Origin of the sequence: Glycomyces harbinensis (assembly GCF_900101745.1) — a bacterium.
Classification (GTDB): Bacteria; Actinomycetota; Actinomycetes; order Mycobacteriales; family Micromonosporaceae; genus Glycomyces; species Glycomyces harbinensis.
In genome coordinates this window covers 292,826-312,748 of sequence record NZ_FNAD01000006.1, presented here as the reverse complement: position 1 = coordinate 312,748, position 19,923 = coordinate 292,826, and the positions used below count along the sequence as shown (strand labels likewise).

Annotated in this window: 14 protein-coding genes; 6 read left to right on the top strand and 8 right to left on the bottom strand. The window is 72.1% G+C overall.

Annotated features, from left to right (window positions below):
- Window positions 1-64 precede the first annotated feature (64 nt).
- From BLQ63_RS12780 to BLQ63_RS12750, 7 genes are read right to left on the bottom strand one after another with little or no spacing between them, the layout of a single operon-like run.
- Window positions 65-982 carry a carbohydrate ABC transporter permease gene (locus BLQ63_RS12780; RefSeq protein WP_177154912.1) on the bottom strand — a complete coding sequence of 306 codons (918 nt, stop codon included), beginning with the start codon at window positions 980-982 and terminating at the stop codon, window positions 65-67.
- Window positions 979-1,962, bottom strand: a complete 984-nt coding sequence (locus BLQ63_RS12775; RefSeq protein WP_091034797.1) for an ABC transporter permease — start codon at window positions 1,960-1,962, stop codon at window positions 979-981. Before BLQ63_RS12775 ends, BLQ63_RS12780 begins: the two co-directional genes overlap by 4 nt.
- Window positions 1,962-3,608 carry an extracellular solute-binding protein gene (locus BLQ63_RS12770; protein ID WP_091034795.1) on the bottom strand — a complete coding sequence of 549 codons (1,647 nt, stop codon included), beginning with the start codon at window positions 3,606-3,608 and terminating at the stop codon, window positions 1,962-1,964. The genes BLQ63_RS12775 and BLQ63_RS12770 overlap by 1 nt, the downstream gene beginning before the upstream one ends.
- A 12-nt stretch (window positions 3,609-3,620) precedes the next feature.
- Window positions 3,621-4,832 (bottom strand): SGNH/GDSL hydrolase family protein, encoded by a 1,212-nt coding sequence (locus BLQ63_RS12765; RefSeq protein ID WP_091034792.1) that lies wholly within the window; start codon window positions 4,830-4,832, stop codon window positions 3,621-3,623.
- Entirely contained in the window at window positions 4,829-8,596 is a 3,768-nt protein-coding gene (locus tag BLQ63_RS28430) for a glycoside hydrolase family 38 N-terminal domain-containing protein (protein ID WP_091034790.1), read from the bottom strand. Before BLQ63_RS28430 ends, BLQ63_RS12765 begins: the two co-directional genes overlap by 4 nt.
- Window position 8,597: 1 nt before the next feature.
- Entirely contained in the window at window positions 8,598-10,103 is a 1,506-nt protein-coding gene (locus tag BLQ63_RS12755) for an FAD-dependent oxidoreductase (protein WP_091034788.1), read from the bottom strand.
- The gene (locus tag BLQ63_RS12750; RefSeq protein ID WP_091034785.1) at window positions 10,096-11,769 is read right to left on the bottom strand and encodes an FAD-dependent oxidoreductase; all 1,674 of its coding nucleotides are present in this window, start codon (window positions 11,767-11,769) and stop codon (window positions 10,096-10,098) included. The genes BLQ63_RS12755 and BLQ63_RS12750 overlap by 8 nt, the downstream gene beginning before the upstream one ends.
- Before the next feature lie 188 nt (window positions 11,770-11,957).
- Here BLQ63_RS12750 and BLQ63_RS12745 point away from each other — a divergent pair, with 188 nt between their 5' ends.
- Both BLQ63_RS12745 and BLQ63_RS12740 read left to right on the top strand, forming a co-directional pair.
- Window positions 11,958-13,520, top strand: a complete 1,563-nt coding sequence (locus tag BLQ63_RS12745; RefSeq protein ID WP_177154911.1) for an FAD-dependent oxidoreductase — start codon at window positions 11,958-11,960, stop codon at window positions 13,518-13,520.
- A gap of 14 nt (window positions 13,521-13,534) precedes the next feature.
- On the top strand, window positions 13,535-14,575 hold the full coding sequence (locus BLQ63_RS12740; RefSeq protein WP_177154910.1) for a LacI family DNA-binding transcriptional regulator: 1,041 nt from the start codon (window positions 13,535-13,537) through the stop codon (window positions 14,573-14,575).
- A gap of 89 nt (window positions 14,576-14,664) precedes the next feature.
- On the opposite strand, the gene BLQ63_RS12735 is transcribed toward BLQ63_RS12740, so the two are convergent.
- Window positions 14,665-15,420: an alpha/beta hydrolase gene (locus tag BLQ63_RS12735; RefSeq protein ID WP_177154909.1), complete on the bottom strand. Its 756-nt coding sequence runs from the start codon at window positions 15,418-15,420 to the stop codon at window positions 14,665-14,667.
- 141 nt (window positions 15,421-15,561) lie between these two features.
- On the opposite strand from BLQ63_RS12735, the gene BLQ63_RS12730 reads away from it, so the two are divergent.
- From BLQ63_RS12730 to BLQ63_RS12715, 4 genes are read left to right on the top strand one after another with little or no spacing between them, the layout of a single operon-like run.
- Complete coding sequence (locus BLQ63_RS12730) at window positions 15,562-16,767, top strand: acetyl-CoA C-acetyltransferase (RefSeq protein ID WP_091034775.1); 1,206 nt, start codon at window positions 15,562-15,564, stop codon at window positions 16,765-16,767.
- Window positions 16,768-16,798: 31 nt separating this feature from the next.
- Window positions 16,799-17,566: an SDR family NAD(P)-dependent oxidoreductase gene (locus BLQ63_RS12725; protein ID WP_091034772.1), complete on the top strand. Its 768-nt coding sequence runs from the start codon at window positions 16,799-16,801 to the stop codon at window positions 17,564-17,566.
- 14 nt (window positions 17,567-17,580) lie between these two features.
- Window positions 17,581-19,218 carry a long-chain fatty acid--CoA ligase gene (locus tag BLQ63_RS12720; RefSeq protein ID WP_091034770.1) on the top strand — a complete coding sequence of 546 codons (1,638 nt, stop codon included), beginning with the start codon at window positions 17,581-17,583 and terminating at the stop codon, window positions 19,216-19,218.
- 38 nt (window positions 19,219-19,256) lie between these two features.
- The gene (locus BLQ63_RS12715) at window positions 19,257-19,922 is read left to right on the top strand and encodes a TetR-type transcription factor C-terminal domain-containing protein (RefSeq protein WP_218125228.1); all 666 of its coding nucleotides are present in this window, start codon (window positions 19,257-19,259) and stop codon (window positions 19,920-19,922) included.
- Window position 19,923: the final 1 nt, after the last annotated feature.

The window sequence follows — 19,923 nt, the reverse complement described above, 5'->3', positions numbered from 1 at the left end:
GGTCGGACCCGGCGGTCGGGTGAACTGGTGGAGAGCGGGTTGACGGTTGGTACCGGGGGTCGGGTCAGCCCTTGACGGCGCCGATGAGGAGGCCTTTCGCGAAGTGGCGCTGGAGGAACGGGTAGACGAGGGCGATCGGGACGAGGCTGACGACGAGGATCGCCATCTGGATGGACTGGGAGGCGGGCAGCGTGGCGCCGGCGATCTCGGTGCCGTCCACGCCCAGTGAGGTGTTGTCAACGACGTAGGTGCGCAGCACGAGCTGGAGCGGCCACTTCGCGGTGTCGTTGATGTAGAGGACGGCGTTGAAGAACGCGTTCCAGAACGCGACGGCCTGGAACAGGCCGATCACCGCGAGCACGGCCTTCGACAGGGGCAGCACGATCCGGGTCAGGATGTGCAGCTCCCCCGCGCCGTCGATGCGGGCGGCGTCGATGAGCTCGCGCGGGATCTCCATGAAGAACGCGCGCATGATGAGCACCTGGAAGGCGTTCACCAGGACCGGCAGGATGAGCGACCAGTACGAGTCGAGCAGGCCGAGCGACCTGATCAGCAGGTACATGGGGATGATGCCGGGGGTGAAGAACAGCGTGAACAGGACGGTCATGAGCAGCGGCTTGTGGGCGAACGAGCCCGGCCGCGACAGCGCGTACGCCAGGAGCGCGGTGCACGCCAGGGAGAGCAGCGTCCCGACGAGGGTCACGCCGACGGACACGAACAGGGCCCTGGTGACCACGCCGCCGGCGAGGATCGCGCGGTAGGCGTCGAGGTTCGGGCGCTCGGGCCACAGGACGTAGCCGCCGGCCTCGGTGATCTGCTGCTGGTCGGCCAGGCTCGTCGAGACGACCGACAGGAACGGGACCACGACGAGCGCGCACGCGATCAGGAGGATCAGGCCCTTCGCGCCGCGCATCGCGAGCCCCGGCGGGGGCGTGCCGTTGACGTTGCGCCGCACCGGTTTCCGACTGGTGAGGACGGTCATTTCTGGTACACCCCGCTCTCGCCGAGGAGGTGCGCGAACTTGTTCGCGAGATAGACGAGTATCAGCCCGACCAGGCCCTTCACGAGTCCGACCGCGGCCGAGACGCCCCAGTCGCCGCCGATGATGCCGTTGTAGTACACGTACGTGTCGAGCACTTCGGAGGCGTCGGCGCCGACCGCGTCGCGTTGCAGGATGATCTGTTCGAAGCCCACGGTGAGCGCGTCTCCCAGTTTGAGGATGAGCAGCAGCACGACGACGCCGCGGATGCTCGGCAGGGTCACGTGCCAGAGCTGGCGCATCCGCGAGGCCCCGTCGACGGCGCTCGCCTCGTACAGCTCGGTGTCCACTCGCGACAGTGCCGCGAGGAAGATGATCGTGCCCCAGCCCGCGTCCTTCCAGATCACCTGCGCGGTGATCAAGGGGATGAACAGGTCCGGGTTGCCGAGGATGTTGAAGTCGCCCAGCTCGTGCGTGCGCAGGAACGTGTTGAACAACCCGGCGTTGCCGAGCATTTGCTGGAAGATCGCGACCACGACCACCCAGGACATGAAGTGCGGCAGGTACAGCACCGACTGCACGAGGCGCTTCAACCGCTCGCTGAGCAGCGAGTTGAGCATGAGCGCCAGGACGATCGGGATCGGGAACACGAACGCGACCTGCACGAACGAGATCACGAGCGTGTTCGTGAGCGCGTTCAGGAACTCGGGGTCGCCGTTCCAGATGACCGAGAAGTTCGCGAAGCCGACCCACGGGGAGTCCACGATGCCGATGTACGGCTGGTAGTCCTTGAACGCGATGACGTTCCCGGCCAGCGGCAGGTAGTGGAAGAGCAGGACGACGGCGATGCCGGGCGCGGCGAGCAGCAGCAGGAGCCGGTCCCGGCGCAGCCTCGCCCGGCGCCGGGCGCGCGGCTTCGGGGCCGCGGCCGGTCCGGCCCCTGCCTGCGCCGTCGCCCGCGTGTCGCTCACCGCGGCCGCCATCAGTTCCCGGCGCTCTCGGACGGGGACGCCTCGGTCTCGGCGACCGCGGCCTCGTACTCGGCGCGGATGTCGTCGCCGCCCGCGGCGCGCCACGCCGAGACGGCCTCGTCCCAGGCCTCGATGCCCTTGCGGCCGGAGACGATGTCGAGTTCGGCGGCCTTGACGATGTCGGACAGCTCCCCCGCCTTGTTGATCGCGGTGTCTGAGTAGAAGCCGATCGACGGGTCGCGGACGACCCGGGAGATCACGGTCTCCTGGTAGGCGCGCTGGGCGTCCACGCGGGCCTGCTCGCGCGGGCCGAGGATCGGCGTGGCGTCGGTGACGTACTCGAACGGGACGGTGGTCTCGTTGGAGCCGAGCTCGGTCTTGACGGGCGTGTCGCCCTCCCAGTTGAAGTGCCGGCCTTCAACGCCGAACTTGCGGAGCATGTACTCGTTGCTGCCGATGGGGGCGGCGAGCCAGTTCGCGACCGACAGGAGCTGGGCGATCCGGTCGTCGTCGGCCTGCTTGAACGCGATCATGCCGAAGCTGGCCGACCCGGCGCGCTGGACGCCCTCGCCGCCGCCGTCGTAGGACGGGGCGGGGACGCCGGCGATCTCGATGCCGTAGGTGTCGGCGATGAGGTCCCAGGCGGCGTACCCGTCGGGTCCGATCGCGATGGTGCCGTTGCCGAGCAGGTCGCGCAGGTTGATGTTCTCGCTCGCGGCGTCGGGGTGGAAGAGCCCGGCCTCGACGAGTTCGGCCACGCGGGCGACCGCTTCGCGGCGCTCCTCGGTCTCGAACTCGGAGGTGAACTTGCCGCCCTCCTCGCGCCACACGTTCGGGACGCCGAGCATGTTGGCGACGTAGGTGATGAGGCCGCGCGGGTTGCCGAAGGCCCAGCGGTTCGCGCCCGGGTCGGTCAGCTCGGTGGCGATCTCCACGAGTTCGTCGAAGCTGCCGGGCGCGAGGTTGAGGCTCTTCGCCGCGAACAGGTCCGAACGGGCGAACATGACGGTGCCGACGATCGCGCGCGGGTTCGGGATGCCGTAGATGCCGCCGTTGTAGACGCTCGGGAGCCAGGAGTCGGTCGGGAAGTTCGCGAGGAACGGGTAGTCGGCGACCTTGTCGCCCGAGAGGTGCCCGGACAGGTCGGCGCAGAGGTTGCTCAGGACCTCGGAGCGGTTGGCGAGGGTCGAGGCGATCAGCATCATGTCGGGCAGGTCGCCGCTGGCGATGACCGTGGAGAGCTTCGCGAGGTAGTCCGCCGCCGGGGTCATGGTGATGTCGAGTTCGGCGCCGACCGAGTCGTTGACAGCCTGCCAGTAGGCGTTGTCGCCCATGCCGGGCGGGACCGGGTTGAACATGTTGGTGAGGATCGAGACGGTGCCGGCGCCGTCGGCGGGCGGGGCCTCGAAGGCGTTCACGAGGTCGCGCGGGAACCGGTAGTACCCGGCGAGGACGCCGTCCTCGGTGGCGGCGAGGTCCGGGGCGGCGAGTTCGGTGGGAATGTAGCTCGGCAGTTCGACGCCGGTCTCGCTCAGGGACTGGGCTTCGCCGGTGCCGGCGCCGTCGCCGCAGGCGGCGAGGCCTCCGGAGGCGGCGATGACGGCGGCGCCGCCGGTCGCTCGCAGCAGGCCGCGCCTGCCGATGTGGATGTCACTCATGATCAGCTCCGATCAGGTTCTACTGGTGAAGGGTTGGGGCCCGAGCAGCGCGAGGTCGACTGCTCCGGCCATGGCCTGGTATCCGGCCGGGGTGAGGTGGACGCCGCCGCCGGAGTCGTATGCCGGGAGCAGGCGCCTGGGGTCGTCGGGGTCGCGGACGGCGGCGTCGAAGTCGACCGTGCCGTCGGCGAGGCCGTCGCGGACGGCGGTGTTGACGGCCGTCCGGATCGCCTCTTTCGGTTCGGTGAAACTCGCCGAGCCCAGCCACGGCGTGATGGTGCCGCAGACGAGGCGGATGCCGTGGAGGTTGAGGCGTTCGCGCAGGTGGCCGTAGGCGTCGATGAGGTCGCCCGGGCTTGCGGCCTTGCCGCCCGCGATGTCGTTGATGCCCTCGACGAGGACGACCGCGTGGACGCCGGGATGGGAGAGCACGTCGCGGTCGAGCCGGGCCTGGCTCGACGGCGAGGCGCTGTTCCACAGGACGCGGTTGCCGGCGATGCCTTCGTTGAGGACGCCGACGCGGCTCAGCGCGCCGCCGGCGGCGAGGAGCCGCCGGGCCAGGAAGTCGGGCCAGCGCTGGTTGGTGCCCGCCACCGAGCCGACGCCGTCGGTGATCGAGTCGCCGAGGCAGACGACGGATCCGCCGTCGGCTTCGAGTTCAACCGTGAGTTCGTCGATGAGGTACCACTGCGAGACGGTCGCGGTGAACGCGGCGGCCGTCTCGTCGGCGGCGTGGTCGCCGCCGGTGGTGAGGTACGAGCGCTGCGCGGCGATGCTGTGGCCGGTGACGTCGCCGATCGGTGCGGGCGCGTGGACGCTGACGGCGAGGTCCGCTTCGGGTGCGAGCACGAGGTCGACGGGGTCGGAGAGGACGACCGCACCGGCGGCGATGACGACGGTGTCGGCGCCGCCGAAGGTGACGGGGCGGTTGGTGCCCGCCGCGACGGCGCCGCCTCCGGCGTGGAGTCCGAGGTGGACGCTGGTGACGGTGATCGGTTCGGCGCCTGCGACGTTGGAGAGGCGCAGGCGGGGGTTGGTGCCGCCGACGCTGGTGCGCAGGATGAACCGGCCGGTCTGGGCGCCGAAGGTGACGCCGGTGAGGCCGTAGGCGCCCGCGGCCCAGGTGCCGACGCGCGGTCCGGTCGTCTGGGCGGCGGCGGGTGCGCCGATCAGCGCGGTGCCGGTGGCCGCGGCGGTGGCGCCGAGGAGGCTTCGCCGTCTCATCGGGCGTCTCCGTTCTCGTGCAGGAGGATCGAAACGACTTCCCAGGGCCGCAAGGTGACCGTGGCGTCGAGGAGCGGTTCGAGCGGGGTCTCGTCGGCGGTGCAGCGCACCGCGGTGCCGGTGGTCGGGAGCGGCACTCGGGTGCCGCGCCCGGAGAGGTCCTGGAAGCGCACGAGGAGGCCGCGGCGGTCGCGCGGTTCGGCGACGGTGGCGTGGACTTCGGGCGGCAGGTCGAGGTCGAGCAGGGAGGCGGCGTCGGCTGGGAGTGGCCTGGGTTCGGTGTCGAACTTGTCGAGCCGGTTCACTTCGCCGGGGACACCGGGGAAGCGGACCTCGCGGCCGAAGCGGCCCGCCGCGGCGGCGTCGAAGGCGGGCATCGGCGTGAACGCGTACCGCAGTTCGAGGGTGCCGTCCTGTTCGGGCGGGGTGTTGGTGGGCCAGTAGTTGTTCATGACCCACGAGAAGATCGAGCCGTTGGGGATGTGGAACTGTTCGGGCCAGGCGCCGCGGACGATGTCGCCGGCGGTGAACAGGGGCGCGTCGGCGCTGGTCCACACGACGGCGGGGCCGCCCGGCCCGGAGGAGACGGTCACGCCGTACTGGGTGGTGAACCACTCGTGGCAGGCGCCGGGGGCGTGGTCGGTGGCCGGGTCGATCCAGCCCTGCTGGCGGTCGTAGGCCAGGCGCGGGTCCTCGGCGGCGAAGGGGAAGGCGACGTAGACGGCCTCCTTCGCGAGTTCGCGCTTCTTTTCGAGGCGGACGAGGACGTCGACGCGGTCGTCGCCGTCGCGCAGGAGGAGGTCGACTTCGACGTGCGGGAGGTTCGGGGCGGTGCCGACGGTGCGCAGGCGCCAGCCGTCGTAGGTGCGGCGCAGGCCGACCGGGCGCATCGCGGCGGCGGTGACGGTGAGTTCGGGCGGGTCGGCGATCGGGCGGCGGCCCGAGAGGGTGCTGCGCGGCGGGTGCGGATGCGTATGCGGCGCACCGGAGTGCGTGAAGGCGTCCGGATGGTCGCCGCGGGTGAGGGTGTCGGGTCCGTTGAGGACGTAGAGGACGTCGCCGAGGTGCCACGCGGAGCTGGTGTCGAGCAGGGTCCGGCCGGTCGGGCGGTGGGTGAGGGAGCGGACCGCGCCGGTGTCGGGGGCGAGGGCGAGTTCCCAGCGGTCGGTCGTCAGCGTCTCGGGGACGGGACGCCAGTCGTCGCCCGCGGCGGCGGCGCGTTCGGCCTGGCCGCCTTCCTCGCCGGGAGCGAGGGTGCGGGCCGAGCCCATGGGGACGGTGCGGTAGCCGAAGGGCGGCACGTCGGGGACGGTGAGTCGGTGGCGTACGAGGCCGTCGCAGTCGGCGAGCGCCTCGGTCGGGAGCGGGGCGCCGTTGAGGAGGAACGGGGTCCCGGCGGGGGCTTCGACTTCGATCTCGACGTCGCGGGCCCAGCCGAGCGGGTTGTGCGCGAGCACCGTGGGGCCGTCGGTGGTGACGAGTTCGCCGAGCTGGGAGAGGGCGCGGCGGGTCTCGTCAACGGCGTTGCGGTGGCCGGTGTGGACCTGGTGGCGCTTCCAGTCGAGCTGGTCGCCGACCTGTTCGCCGTGCGGGTGGGCGTTGGCGTGGGACCAGGTCCAGGTGTGCTCGCAGCCGAAGAGGGCGCCTTCCCAGGCGGCGTCGAGGGCGGCGCGGTTGGGGCGGTAGGTGTCGTCGGCCCGGGCGACGAGCGCGGTGAGCGCTTCGGCTACGGGGAGCGCGGTCTGGGTGCGGCGGTGCTCGGCGGCGACGGTGGCGCCGGTGCCGACGCCGTCCTCCCAGTAGGAGCCGCCGTCGCCGCGCCACACCGGGAGCCGGTCGGCGAGGGGCCGGACCGCGTCGAGGTATCCGGCCATGGTGGACACCGCGATCCGGGGCCAGGCGTAGGCGGCGTTCCAGCGGGCGGCGAACGCGGCGTCGCCGTCGGCGAGGTCTTCGTTGTCGGCGTGGGTGCCGATGACGGGCAGGTCGTGCGGGAGGTAGTCGTCCCGCTCGTAGCGGGCGAGGAACCGGTCGAGGGCGTGCGCGCCGCCGGGGAGGGTCTGGGGGTCGCCGGCCATGAACCGCAGCTGCGAGTAGGTGTCGGAGAAGTGGGCGAGAACGCGGGAGCCGTCGACGCCTTCCCACATGACGGGGCTGGCCAGGTGCTGGAGGTCGGAGTCGGCGTTGCCGCCTCGGTGGTGGTTCTCGATGCCGACGAACGCGTCGATGCCCAAGGCGCGCAGCATGGACGGGACGGCGGCGCTGTAGGAGGGGACGTCGGTGAGGTTGGCGTAGTCGACGGGGACGCCGTGGTCCTCGCGCAGCCGCGCGGCGAGGTAGGCGGCGCGGTAGACCTCTTCGAGGCTCGCGACCCCGGACAGGAAGAGCGAGTGGAAGGCGTTGACGGAGACGCGGCCGGAGCGGAGCGCGGCGAGCACGCGCTCGGACCTCTCCGGGGAGCGGGTCGCGAGGTACTGGGCGACGATGAGGGAGCCGTCCACGGAGAACGCGAAGTCCGCGTTCCGGTCGAGCGCGGCCAGGGCGCGGTCGAGGTTGCGGGAGTGGAGTTCGAGCACTTTGCCCTGGACGTCGGTGTAGCCGACGTCGAGGTGGACGTGCGGGATGAGGTGAACGGTCCACTTGCGCTTGGGTTCGAGGATGAACGCGACGGGTTCGCGGCTGAAGGAGCGGACTCGGTCGGTGGCGGCGGTACCGCCGCCGGTGGCGCCGTTGGCGGCCGGGCTGGCGGCGACATCGCTGAAGCCCGCGTCATCGGCACCGGTGCCGTCGGTTGCGGCAACCTCGAAACCGCCGCCGCCGTTGGCGACGCGGTTGCCCGCGGCGTCGCCCGAGTCCACACCGCCGGAACCGGCGGCGTTGGGATCGACACTGCCGAGGCGCACTTCGGTCTCGGTGGGCCCGGCGAGTTCGGGGACCGGGAAGCGGACGCGGAACTGGCCGAAGTCGCGCCCGGGACGGGTGAGGCCGTGCGTCCAGGTCCGGTCGCCGATACGGACTTCGGCGGTGCGCGGCGGTTCAGTGCCGATCGGCACCGTGACCGTCAGGTCGATGAGCTGTTGCAGCCCTTCGGATTCGATGAACAGCGGCGTCGACCGGAGGTCGACGTGCGCGGCGGTCGGCGCGCCGGGAGCACTCGCGCTCGGCGCTCCCGATGCGGCCCTGGTCGCGGGTGCGGTCGGCACTTCGGTCGCGGTCCCGATCGGCGCTCCGGGCTCGGTGGCGGGAGCGGTCGGGACGCCATTCGCTTCGGCCGCGTCGTAGGAGACGAGCGCGAGGCGCCGCCAGGTGATGCCGCTGCCGAAGTGGTGGCCGAACTGCTCGCGGTGGCGGGTCGGCCCGCCGGGGTCGGCGACGGGGCCGGTCGCGGCCGCCGTGTCGAGCGTCGTGGTCAGGCCGATGGCGTGCCGCCCCGCCGCGAGCGGCCCGAGCGGCACTTCGAGGATCGCCGATCCGGCGATGGGCCCGTGCCGGTAGACCTCGGCGCGGTCCTCGCGAACGACCTCGGGATGGAAAAGGCCCGTGCGTTCGCCGTCGAGGTCGATCAGCAGGTCGGGGCACGGCCCGTGTCCGGCGTCGAATTCGAGGCGCAGCAGCCAGTGCCCTTCGGGCCCATGCCCTTCAGAAGGCACGGCGGTGCGCAGTTCGACTCGGTGGTCGCGCCATCCGGCCTCGGCGTCGAGCGGGCCGGGCTGGAACGCGGGCAGGTCCGCTCCGCCGATCGGGAATTCGATCACCTCGGGCACGTCACTCCCCTTCCTGCTGCGGCAGTGCGAGGACGCTCCCGTGCTCCGTGAGCGCGGCCGCGAGGTCGGCGTAGTCGTAGTCCTGCACCGGGAGTCCAGTGCGCAGGGACTGGGCGGCGAGTTCGCCGCAGGCCTCGCCGAGCATCCCGAAGTTCGGTTCCATGCGCGGGGAGGAGAAGCCGACGTGGCTGGCGGAGAAGCAGATCGCGACGGTGAGGTTCTCGACGCCGCCGCGCGAGGGCATCAGGACTTCGGCGGGGATCTGGTACAGGTCCACGGCCGGGTTGACCACGGTGCCGCTCAAGGTGCCTTCGCCGACGACCGTGCCGTCCCCTTCGGGGTAGTACTGGACCACGTGCGAGTCCATGGCGTACGCCCAGCAGGCGACGGACGTGGCCTTGGTGTTGTGGGGGCGCAGCAGGTCGTGCTGGGTGAGCACGTGCTGTCCGAGCATCCGGCGGCCTTCGCGGACGTAGAGGGCGTGCGGGAAGCCGTGCCCGAGCGGGCTGTCGGCGAACTCGTCGGGCGGGAGCCCGAAGGTGCGCGCGTCGGCCCGGAAGGACTCGGGGAGCGCGGGGTCGTTGGCGAGCCAGTACAGCATCCCCTGGTGCCAGCGGGCCTGCTCGGCGATGATCTCGTCGCGGCGGCGCCACGAGCCGTCCGGGTAGTCCCAGGAGGCCCCGGGCAGGTCGAATCCGAAGAACAGGGCCTGGTTGGTCTGGAACTTGCCGTTCGGGAGCGCGGCGGTGTGCGTGACGATCGAGGAGAGCCCGGCGACGCCGCGGTCCCGCAGGTGCTGGAGCAGGTGCCCGTAGCGGCCGGGGTCGTAGTCCTCGGGTTTCGGGAACGGCAGCCGGTCGGCCTCCCTGGTGAGGACGCCGCGGAAGTTGTACGCCTGGGTCTTGTGGTCGCCTTCGCCCTCGGCGGTGCGGGGGACGGGCCCGACGGGGTAGCCGGTGTTGGGTTTGAAAGGGCCCCTTCGGTAGGCGCGGGAGGGCTGGAACCCGGCCAGGGTCTCGTCGTAGCGGGAGGCGCCTTCGCGGCCGACCGCGTACGGGACGCCGGCGGCGGCCATGAGGTCGCCTTCGTAGGAGGCGTCGATGAAGAAGCGGGCGCGGTGCCATTCGCCGCCGGTGCGGACGGCGGTGACGCGCTTCCCGTCGGTCTCGACGTCGGCGCCGGACCCGATGCGCCGCCCGGTCTTGACGAGGGCGCCGGCCTCCTCGAGGAGGCGCCGCGAGACGCGTTCGGCCGCTTTGGGTTCGAACAGGAACTTGGGCCCGTCCTCGCCGTATTCGGCGCCGATTCCGGCGAAGTACCGGTCGCGGGTGAGCCCGGCGAGGGCTTCGGGGACGTCGGGGGTGTCGGTCTTGACGAGGCCGCCGGCGACGATGCCGCCGACGTGGCCGGTCGGTTCGAGGACGGTGGCGCGGTGGCCGCGCAGGCTCAGGCGCAGCGCGGCCATGATCCCGGCCGGGGTGGCGCCGTAGATGAGGACGTCAGACACCGGGCACCCGCTTCTTCGGCTTGGCCAGCACCGGGGTCGCGTTCTTGGAGGCCTGGGAGGGCCGGGTCCGCCGGACGTCCTCGGGCCAGGCCACGGGGGCGCCGACGGTGCCGGTCAGGAGCCGCTGAAGGTCCTCGGTGAGCTTCGGGGAGTCGCCGACGGCGTGCGGCTCGGTGCGTTCGGCGGCGCACAGGGCGGCCAGGGCGCCGACGGCCTCGCCGATCGACCACTCGACCGGGTGGAGCCGGTAGCAGCCGTTGGTGATGTGGGTGGTGCCGATGTTCTTGTTGGCGGGCAGGAGATTGCGGACCCGGACGGGCAGGAGCGCGCCGAGCGGGATCTGGAACGGGTAGGTCTCCAGGTTGACGTAGTTGACGCCGGCGGCGCTGGGGTGCAGGTCGATGTTGTAGTGGCCCACGCCGACCGCGTCGGCGAACTGCTCGGCGCCCTGGCCTTCGGGACGGTCCACGACGGCGACGTGCTGCTCCAGGATCGTGAAGCGGGCCTTGATGCGCCGGGCCTCGCGGATGTACGCGGTCTTGGCGAGCCCGTCGTCGGTGCCGGTGAGGTCGGGGCGCAGGCGCAGGCCCGGGTAGCCGGTGCCGCCGTCGGGGCGCGGGGCCTCGGTCTGCATCCAGTGCAGATAGGACAGTGACAGTTCCTTGCAGCGGCGCAGGGCCTTCTCGCGGGCGGACTCGTCGATGCCCTCGCCGAGGAGCGGGGCCTCCCAGTAGTCGATGTTGGGCCAGTTCACGAGCGAGATGTCGGTGTCGATGACGGCGGGGTCGAACTGGCTGCGGGCGCGGATGCGGCGGAAGTGCCACAGGTCGGGCACGCGCACGGCGTCGAGGTCGCCTTCGAAGATGCGGTTGGTCTTGCCGCCCATGGTGTGGATGTCGATCTTCTCCCAGGACAGCTGGGGGCCGGGCCAGAAGTCGTCGACGTGGGTGCGCCAGTGGTCGTAGGAGGCGGGCTTGTCGACCACGTGCTCCTCGCCGGGGCGGTATTCGAGGGGGAAGCACCAGGTGATCGACTGCTGGTCGCCCGGAACGGGTTCGGGCGCGGCGTAGGGTTCGCCGGTCTGGGCGTGGGACTCGGCGCCGATGACGTGCTCGACCCCGGCGAGTTCGAGGAGGTCGCCGAGTTCGGTGGCGTCGACCACGAGCGGGGCGGTGACGGTGCGGTCGCGCCCGTTCCACTTGTCGCGCAGGGTGACGGCCGTGACGCGGTCGCCCTCGACCTGGGCGGCCACGGGCACGTGCCCGTAGAGGACCGTGATGCGCCCGGCCGAGCGGTAGGGGGCGAGCATCTCGCCCAGGACGGCGACGCCGACCTCAGGCTCGTGGCAGATCTTGCTGACGTTGCCCAGGCCCGGGTTGAGGGCGGGCTCGGCGGCGGCCTCCGCGGTGAGCGGGTAGTTGCGGCGGTAGTAGTCGCGGATGCGCTCGCGCAGTTCCTTGTACCCGGCGGAGATGAGGTCGGTCTCGATCCACGGGTGCTCGTCGGAGGGGACGGCCTGGGCCGTGAGCTGTCCGCCGAGCCAGTCGGTCTCCTCGGTGAGCAGCACGCTGAGGCCGAGGCGGGCGGCGGTCAGCGCGGCGGCGGTGCCGCCGAGCCCTCCGCCCACGACGAGCAGGTCGTGAGCGGTCTCGTGCTCCGGATTCATCTGGGGGTCTCCAGGTCGCTATCGCTTGCTGATACTATTAGCAATCTCAGCAATATTTGCTGAGTTCGGCCTCACATTACATCAACGCGACCGGGAGGTGTCAAGGGTGCTTCAAGAGTCTTTCCCGGAACTGCACGGTCAGCGATCGTGCCGATAAAGCTGATATGAATCCGTTGTATGCTGATGCGATGAATGATCGTATGACTGCGGCGCCCGCGCTCCCCGGCGTGCGCTACTACCTCCCCCCGAGCGGCGCCCCCGAGCGCCTGGACGCCGACCTCGTGGTCTACGGGGCCACCGCCGGAGGCGCGACCGCCGCCATCGCCGCCGCCCGCAAAGGACGGTCCGTGGTCCTGCTCGCCTTCGGCGACCACATCGGCGGCATGACCGCCTCGGGGCTCGGCACCACCGACGTGGGCGACCCCGCCACCGTGGGCGGCCTCGCCCGCGAGTTCTACCGGCGTGTCGCGCACCGCTACCGCGCCGACGACCCGCACTGGGACGTCGAGGCCGGCCTCGCCGAGGCGATCCTCACCGACTGGCTCGCCGACGCCGGCGTCCAGATCCGCCGCCGCCGGCACCTCGACGGCGTCGCACTCGACGGCGGGCGCATCGCCTCGATCACCACCGACGACGGTTCCTCCTACGCCGCCGAGGTCTTCATCGACGCCACCTACGAGGGCGACCTCATGGCCCGCGCCGGGGTCACGCACACCATCGGCCGCGAATCGTCCGAAGTGCACGGAGAGCCGCAGGCCGGCGTGCAGCACAGCGAGAACCACCAGTTCCAGCGGCCCGTCGACCCCTACGTCGAACCCGGCCGCCCCGAGAGCGGGCTGCTGCCCGGGATCAGCGCGGACCCCATGGGGGCCGTCGGGGAGGGCGACCGGCGGCTCCAGGCCTACAACTTCCGCCTCCACGTCACCACCGGCGAGCACCGCGTGCCGTTCCCGAAGCCGGAGGGCTACGACCCCGGCCGGTACGAACTGCTGCGCCGCTACGTCGACGCGGGCGTGTACGAGCTGTACGGGCGCTGCACCCGCGTGCGCGGCGACGTGTTCGACATGAACAACCACGGCGCGGTCTCCTCCGACCACATCGGAGCGAACTACCGCTGGCCGGAAGCGGACTACGCCGAGCGCGAGGCGATCTACCAGGACCACGTGCGCTACCAGGCCGGTCTCCTGCACTTCCTCGCGAACGACCCGCGCCTGCCCGAGCGGGTCCGCGCGGACACCAGGGCGTTCGGGCTCGCCCCGCAGGAGTTCGCGGCGCGCTCGAACTGGCCGCACCAGCTGTACGTGCGCGAGGCCCGCCGCATGGTGTCCGAGCGGGTCGTCACCCAGCACGACGCCGCCGGGCGCGGCTGCGCCGACCCGGTCGCGCTCGCCTCGTACGTCATGGACTCCCACAACGCGAAGCGCGTCGTGGTCGACGGGCGGCCGGTCAACGAGGGCAATGTGCAACATCCACTGTCGACCCCGTTCGGCGTTCCCTACCGGGCGCTGGTCCCGGCGCGCGGCGAGTGCGAGAACCTGTTGGTGGCGTCGGCGGTGTCGGCGTCGCACGTCGCGTTCGCGTCCGTGCGCATGGAGCCGGTCTTCATGATGCTCGGGGAGGCGGCCGGGACGGCGGCGGCGCTCGCGGGCGCCGACAAGACCGCGGTCCAGGACGTGGACTACGGGAGGCTGCGACTCGACCTGCTCGCGGGCGGCGCGGTCCTCGACGGTACGGGGAAGGGGCACGGATGAAGGAGGATGGACCGATGACCAGACAGCGGGGCCGGACGTCGCGGCAGGCCGACATCGCCAAGGAGGCGGGAGTCTCGCAGTCGACGGTCTCCATGGTGCTCAACGGGACCGCTGAGAACGGCCGGATCTCCGCCGAGACGCGCAAGCGGGTCCTCAGCACGGCGCGGCGGCTCCAGTACGTCCCCGCTTCGGCCCAGCGCGCTCCCGCCGTGCGCGCTCAGGCGCTGCTGCTCGGCGTTCACACCTTCGAGCCGATCTTCCCGACCAGCACCGGGGACTACTACTTCGAGTTCATGCGCGGCATCGAGGACCAGGCGGCCGCCGAGAGCTGCAACCTCATGCTGTTCACCGCGGCCCGCAACGACTCCGGGGTCCGGCGGATATACGAGGACGGGGTCAACGGGCTCGCCCAGGCGGCCGGGAGCCTGCTCCTGGGCCACCATGCCGACCGCGACGACTTGGAGCGCCTTGCGGCCGAGGAGTATCCGTTCGTCTACATAGGCCACCGGGAGGTGGCCGACGGGATCGCCTACGTCGGCGGGGACTACCGCACCGCCACCGGCCGCATCGTCGACGAGCTGGTCGGCATGGGGCACCGGTCCTTCGCCTACCTCGGCGAGACCTCCCGGCACGAGCCGCAGGTCGACCGCTGGGAGGGCTTCGCGACCGCGCTGGGGCGCTTCGGCCTCGCCGTTCCCGAACCGACGTACGTGGACCCCGAGGGGCTGACGGCGCAGTGGCTCGACGACGCGGTCGCCGCCGGGGCCACGGCCCTGCTCGTGGAGTCGGTGAGCCTGCTGCGGGTGCTCGCGGCCATGGCGAGCATCCGGGGCCTGGAGATCCCCCGCGACCTCTCGATCGTGGTCCTGGTGGACATCCCGGTCGGCGAGGTCGGCACCCGGCAGTGGGCGTCGCTCCGCGTCCCCCGCCACGAGATGGGCCGCCGCGCGGTACGCCTCCTCACCGGCCTGCTCACCGATCCTGCGGGCGACCACGAGCGGCAGGTGCTCCTGCCGTGCACCTATTCGCTTGAAGGAACCGCGCGATCCCTGTAGCGCGGCGGTGGCATCGCAGCTCGACTCGACGTCGCAGGTCGCCTCGCCGGCCGAGGTCCGGCCGGGCGCGGGCCGTGCGGCCCCGCGGTTCAGGCGTGGCGTGCCGCGAACTCCGCGGAGAGTTCCACGAGGCGCTCGCGGGCGGGCACGGTCTCGAAGCCGTGGCCGACGCCGTCGAACAGATGCAGGTCGAGACGGCCCGCGTACGCGTGCTCGTAGCGTTCGAGGACACCGGGTTCGAGGACGAAGTCCTCGGATCCGACGGCGAGGAGCACCGGCCCGGGGTACGCGGCCGCGTCGGCGAACGGGTCGATGTCCTCGGCGTCGTCCACAAAGGCCTGGTGGATGGGCAGGCCGCCGAAGTCGTCGTAGCCGAATTCGGCGATCGCCTCGGCGCGCCGCTTCGCGCCCTCGTCGCTCATCGCGACGGCTACCGCGGCAGGCGCCCACAGGATCAGCGACCGGACCTGCCGCAGCGGGGCGGCCAGCGATGCGGTCAGCCCGCCGAGGCTCATGCCCAGTAGCGAGACCCGCTCGGCGTCGATCGCGGGGTGCGCGGCCACGGCGTCGAGGACGGCGGTCGTCTGCGCGACCTGGTCGGAGACGGTGAGGTCCTCGAATTCGCCTTCGGAGTCGCCGCAGCCGGCGAAGTCGAACCGGTAGGCGGCGATGCCGTGCGCGGCCATGCGCTCGGCGGCGCGGACGAACGTGTACCCGAACTCGGCGCGGTTGCCGCCGAAGCCGTGGCAGAACACGACCGCCGGGACCGGCGCGTCCGTGTCGGCGGGAAGGTGCAGCGCGCCGCGGAGCGTGCGGCCGCGGTGCGGGATGTCGAGGAGTCTCACAGCACCCGAATCTAACAGCACCGGGATGCGCGCGGCATCCGAGCGAGCGCGTCGCGGCGGAACCGGCCGCGCGGGGTGGACAAGTGGTCGGGGCTGTGCCATGATCCTCGCTAAGCAAGCGCTTAGTAATCTGAGGATGCCATGACCGAAGCCGTGATCGTCGCCGCCGCCCGGACCCCGATCGGCCGGGCCGGGAAGGGCGCGCTGCGGGACTGCCGCCCCGACGACCTGGCCGCGTTCGCCGTGCGGGCGGCACTCGACCGGGTCCCCGCCCTCAATCCATCCGAAGTGGACGACCTCTACCTCGGCTGCGGGATGCCCGGAGGCGAAGCCGGGTACAACATGGCGAAGGTCGTGAACACGCTCAACGGCATGGACACCGTCCCGGGCGCGACGGTCACCCGGTACTGCGCCTCGTCGGTGCAGGCGACCCGGATGGCGTTCCACGCCATCCGGTCCGGTGAAGGAGACGTCTTCGTCGCCGCGGGCGTCGAGGCCGTGTCGCGGTTCGCCAAGGGCACCTCGGACGAGCTGCCGGACACCCGCAACCCGGTGTTCGCGGCGGCAGGGGCCCGCACGGCGACCGGCGGGGCGCGGTGGCGCGATCCGCGCGAGGAAGGGCTGCTGCCCGACGTCTACATCGCCATGGGGCAGACGGCCGAGAACGTCGCGTCGCTGCGCGGGATCACGCGCGAGGAGATGGACCGGTTCGCCGTGCGCAGCCAGCACCGTACCGAGCGGGCCGTCGCCGAAGGGTTCTGGGCACGCGAGATCACGCCGGTCACCACCCCGGACGGGACCGTGCTCGCCGCCGACGAGAGCCCGCGCCCGGGCGTCGCCTACGAAGCGGTCGCGGCGCTGCCGCCGGTCTTCCGCGACGGGGGCACCGTGACGGCAGGCAACTGCTGCCCGCTCAACGACGGCGCGGCCGCGGTGGTCGTCATGTCCGACCGCCGAGCGGCCGACCTCGGCATCGCCCCGCTCGCCCGCGTCGTCGCCACCGGCGTCTCCGGCCTGAGCCCGGAGATCATGGGCCTCGGTCCCGTGGCAGCCACGCGCCGAGCACTCGCCAACGCCCGCATGAGCATCGGCGACATCGACCTGGTCGAGATCAACGAGGCGTTCGCCGCCCAGGTCATCCCCTGCCAACGGGACCTCGGCATCGACCCCGAGCGGCTCAACGTCAACGGCGGCGCGATCGCCGTGGGCCACCCGTTCGGCATGACCGGCGCCAGACTCCAGGCCACGATGCTCAACAGCCTCGACTGGCACGACAGGACCACCGGCCTGATCACGATGTGCGTCGGCGGCGGCCAGGGCATGGCCCTGATCCTCGAGCGCGTCTGAACAGGACGTCAACTTCCACGAAGGAGTGCACATGGGACGTTTCGAGGGTCGCGTCGTCGCGATCACCGGCGCCGCCCGCGGCATCGGACTGTCCTCGGCCGCGCGGTTCGCCGCCGAGGGCGCCTCGGTCGCCGTCATCGACCTGGACGAGCCGTCCGCGGCCGAAGCGGCCGCGGGACTGCCGCTCGCGAAGGGCGCGAAGGCGATCGGCGTCGGCGCCGACGTGACCTCGGCGCCCGACGCCGACAAGGCGATCGCCCGCGCCGTCGACGAGCTCGGCGGACTCCACGTCCTGATGAACAACGCCGGCATCACCCGCGACAACCTGCTGTTCAAGATGTCCGAGGACGACTGGGACCAGGTCATCGGCGTGCACCTCAAGGGCGCGTTCCTGATGTCGAGGGCGGCGCAGGCCCGCTTCGTCCCGCAGCGGTACGGCAAGATCGTGAACCTCTCCAGCATCTCGGCCCTGGGCAACCGCGGGCAGGCGAACTACGCCGCCGCGAAGATGGGCGTCCAGGGGTTCACCCGCACGCTGGCGATCGAATTGGGGCCCTTCGGGGTCAACGTCAACGCCATCGCGCCGGGCTTCGTGGCGACCGACATGACGGACGCGACCGCCGCCCGGCTGGGGCTGAGCGTCGAGGACTTCCGGCAGCGCACCGCCGAGGGCAACCTGGTCGGGCGCGTCGGCAGGCCCGACGACATCGCCGCGGCCGCGGCGTTCCTCGCCAGCGACGAGGCCTCGTACATCACCGGTCAGACGCTGTACGTCGACGGCGGCCAGACGGTCGCGTGAGGGCGGGAGGAACCGTGCAGGGCATGATGCAGGACCGTCCACTGGAGATCGGCTCGCTGATGCGGCGGGCGCAGCGGATGTTCGCGCGCAAGACCGTGGTGACCGGGACGGTCGGCGGCGAGACCTCGGCGACCTGGGGCGAGGTCGTCGCGAGGGCCTGGCGCCTGTCGGCCGCGCTCGACCTCCTCGGCGTCCCGCCCGGGGCGCGCGTCGCCAGCTTCGCGTGGAACACGCAGCGCCACCTCGAGCTCTACCTGGGGGTCCCCGCGGGCGGGCGGGTGCTCCACACCGTCAACCACCGCCTGTTCGCCGACGACGTGGCGCACATCCTGGACGACGCCGGCGACGACGTCGTCTTCGTCGACCGGTCGCTGCTGCCGGCCGTCTGGGAGCTCGTGGCGGCGGCCGCGAGCGTGCGGCACGTCGTCGTCATGGACGACGGCGCCGCGTGCCCCGTTCCGGACGACCCGCGGGTCCTCGACTACGAGGAGCTGCTCGGCAGGGTCGCCGCGGACCACGAGCCGCCCCCGTCGCCGGTCGTCGCCGAGGACGACGCCGCGGGGCTCTGCTACACCTCCGGCACCACCGGCAGGCCCAAGGGCGTCCTCTACAGCCACCGGTCCGTCGTGCTGCACACGCTCACCCTCCTAGGCGCCGACGCCCTCGCGATCAGCGAGCGGGACACGGTGATGCCGATCGTGCCGATGTTCCACGTCAACGCCTGGGGCCTGCCTTACGCCGCGCTGGCCTCCGGCGCATCGCTCGTGCTCCCCGGACCGGCGATGGCCCCGGAGGCCTTGGCGGACAGGCTCGAACGCCACCGCGTGACGTTCACCGCCGGGGTCCCCGCGATCTGGCGCGGCCTCGTGCCGCTCCTCGCCTCGCACGACCTGTCGGCGCTGCGGACGGTCGTCAGCGGCGGCAGCGCACTGCCCGACTCCCTCTCGCGCGCATGGGAAGCGCAGGTCGGCATCCCGATCACCGGGTCGTGGGGCATGACCGAGTGCAGCCCCCTCGTCGCCGCGGGCCGCGTCGTCTCGGACCTGGACGGCCTCGCCGGGGACGAGCGCCGCGCGCTGGTCGGCCTGCCCGGACCCACGGTGCCCCTGGTGGAGGTCCGCGTGGTCGACGACGCGGGACGGCCGGTGGCGCACGACGGCGTCGCCTCGGGCGAACTCCAGGTGGCCGGCCCGACGATCGCCGCCGGGTACTTCGGCGCGGAGGCCGGCGCGGCCGCGTTCACCGCGGACGGGTGGCTGCGCACCGGCGACGTGGCCGCGATCGACGCGCACGGGTACCTGAGGATCGTGGACCGGACCAAGGACATGATCAAGTCGGGCGGGGAGTGGATCTCCTCGGTCGCCTTGGAGAACGCGCTCATGGACCACCCGCTGGTGCAGGAGGCCGCGGTCGTCGGCGTGGAGGACGAGCGCTGGGGCGAGCGGCCCTGCGCCTATGTCGTCCCCCTGCCCGGCAGCGAGATCGACGAGACCGGGCTCCGCCGCCACCTGGCGGGGCGCCTCGCGTCGTGGTGGGTCCCGGACCGGTTCGTCGTCCTCGACGCCATCCCGAAGACCTCGACCGGGAAGGCGGCCAAGAACGTCCTGCGCTCGCGCGCCCGGGCCGAGGCCGACCCCGGCGCGCCCTTGTAGAGTCGCCGTCGCACCGACACGCACGGAGGGAGACGATCGTGCCCCAGGTTCCACCGCCGCCCGCGCCCCGCGCCGCGCCGCTTTCGGCCGCCGAGCTCGCGGCGGCCGACCTGCCCGGCGCCGAGTCCTACGCGGAGGTCCCCAGGCGCCTGCTGCTCTCCGCCGTGCGCGCCTTCGCCGCGAACGGCTTCCACGGGACGACGACGCGCGACATCGCCTCGGGCGCGAACCTGAGCCCCGCCGCGCTCTACGTGCACTTCCCGTCGAAGGAGCTCGCACTGTTCGCGATCGTGAGCCTGGGCCACCGGCGCGCCCGCGACATCCTCACCGCCGCCGCGCCCACCTCCGATCCGACTGCGCGCCTGCGGGAGCTGGTGTCGCGCTACACGCAGTTCCACGCGCGCCACCACGTGGTCGCCCGCGTGTGCCAGTACGAGTTGGGCGCGCTGGACGAGGAGCACTACGCCGAGGTGCTGGCCGTCCGGCACGAGACCAACGAGGTCTTCCGGCTCGCGGTCGCCGCGGGCGTGGACGCGGGCCGGTTCGACCCGGACCTCGACGTCCACCGCACCACTCGGGCGCTGATCTCGCTGGCGATCGACCTCGCCCGCTGGTACCGCCCCGACGGCCCCGACAGTCCCGAGGAGCTGGGCCGGTTCAACGCCGACCTGGCGGAGCGGCTCGTCGCGCCGAGCCGCCGCTGAC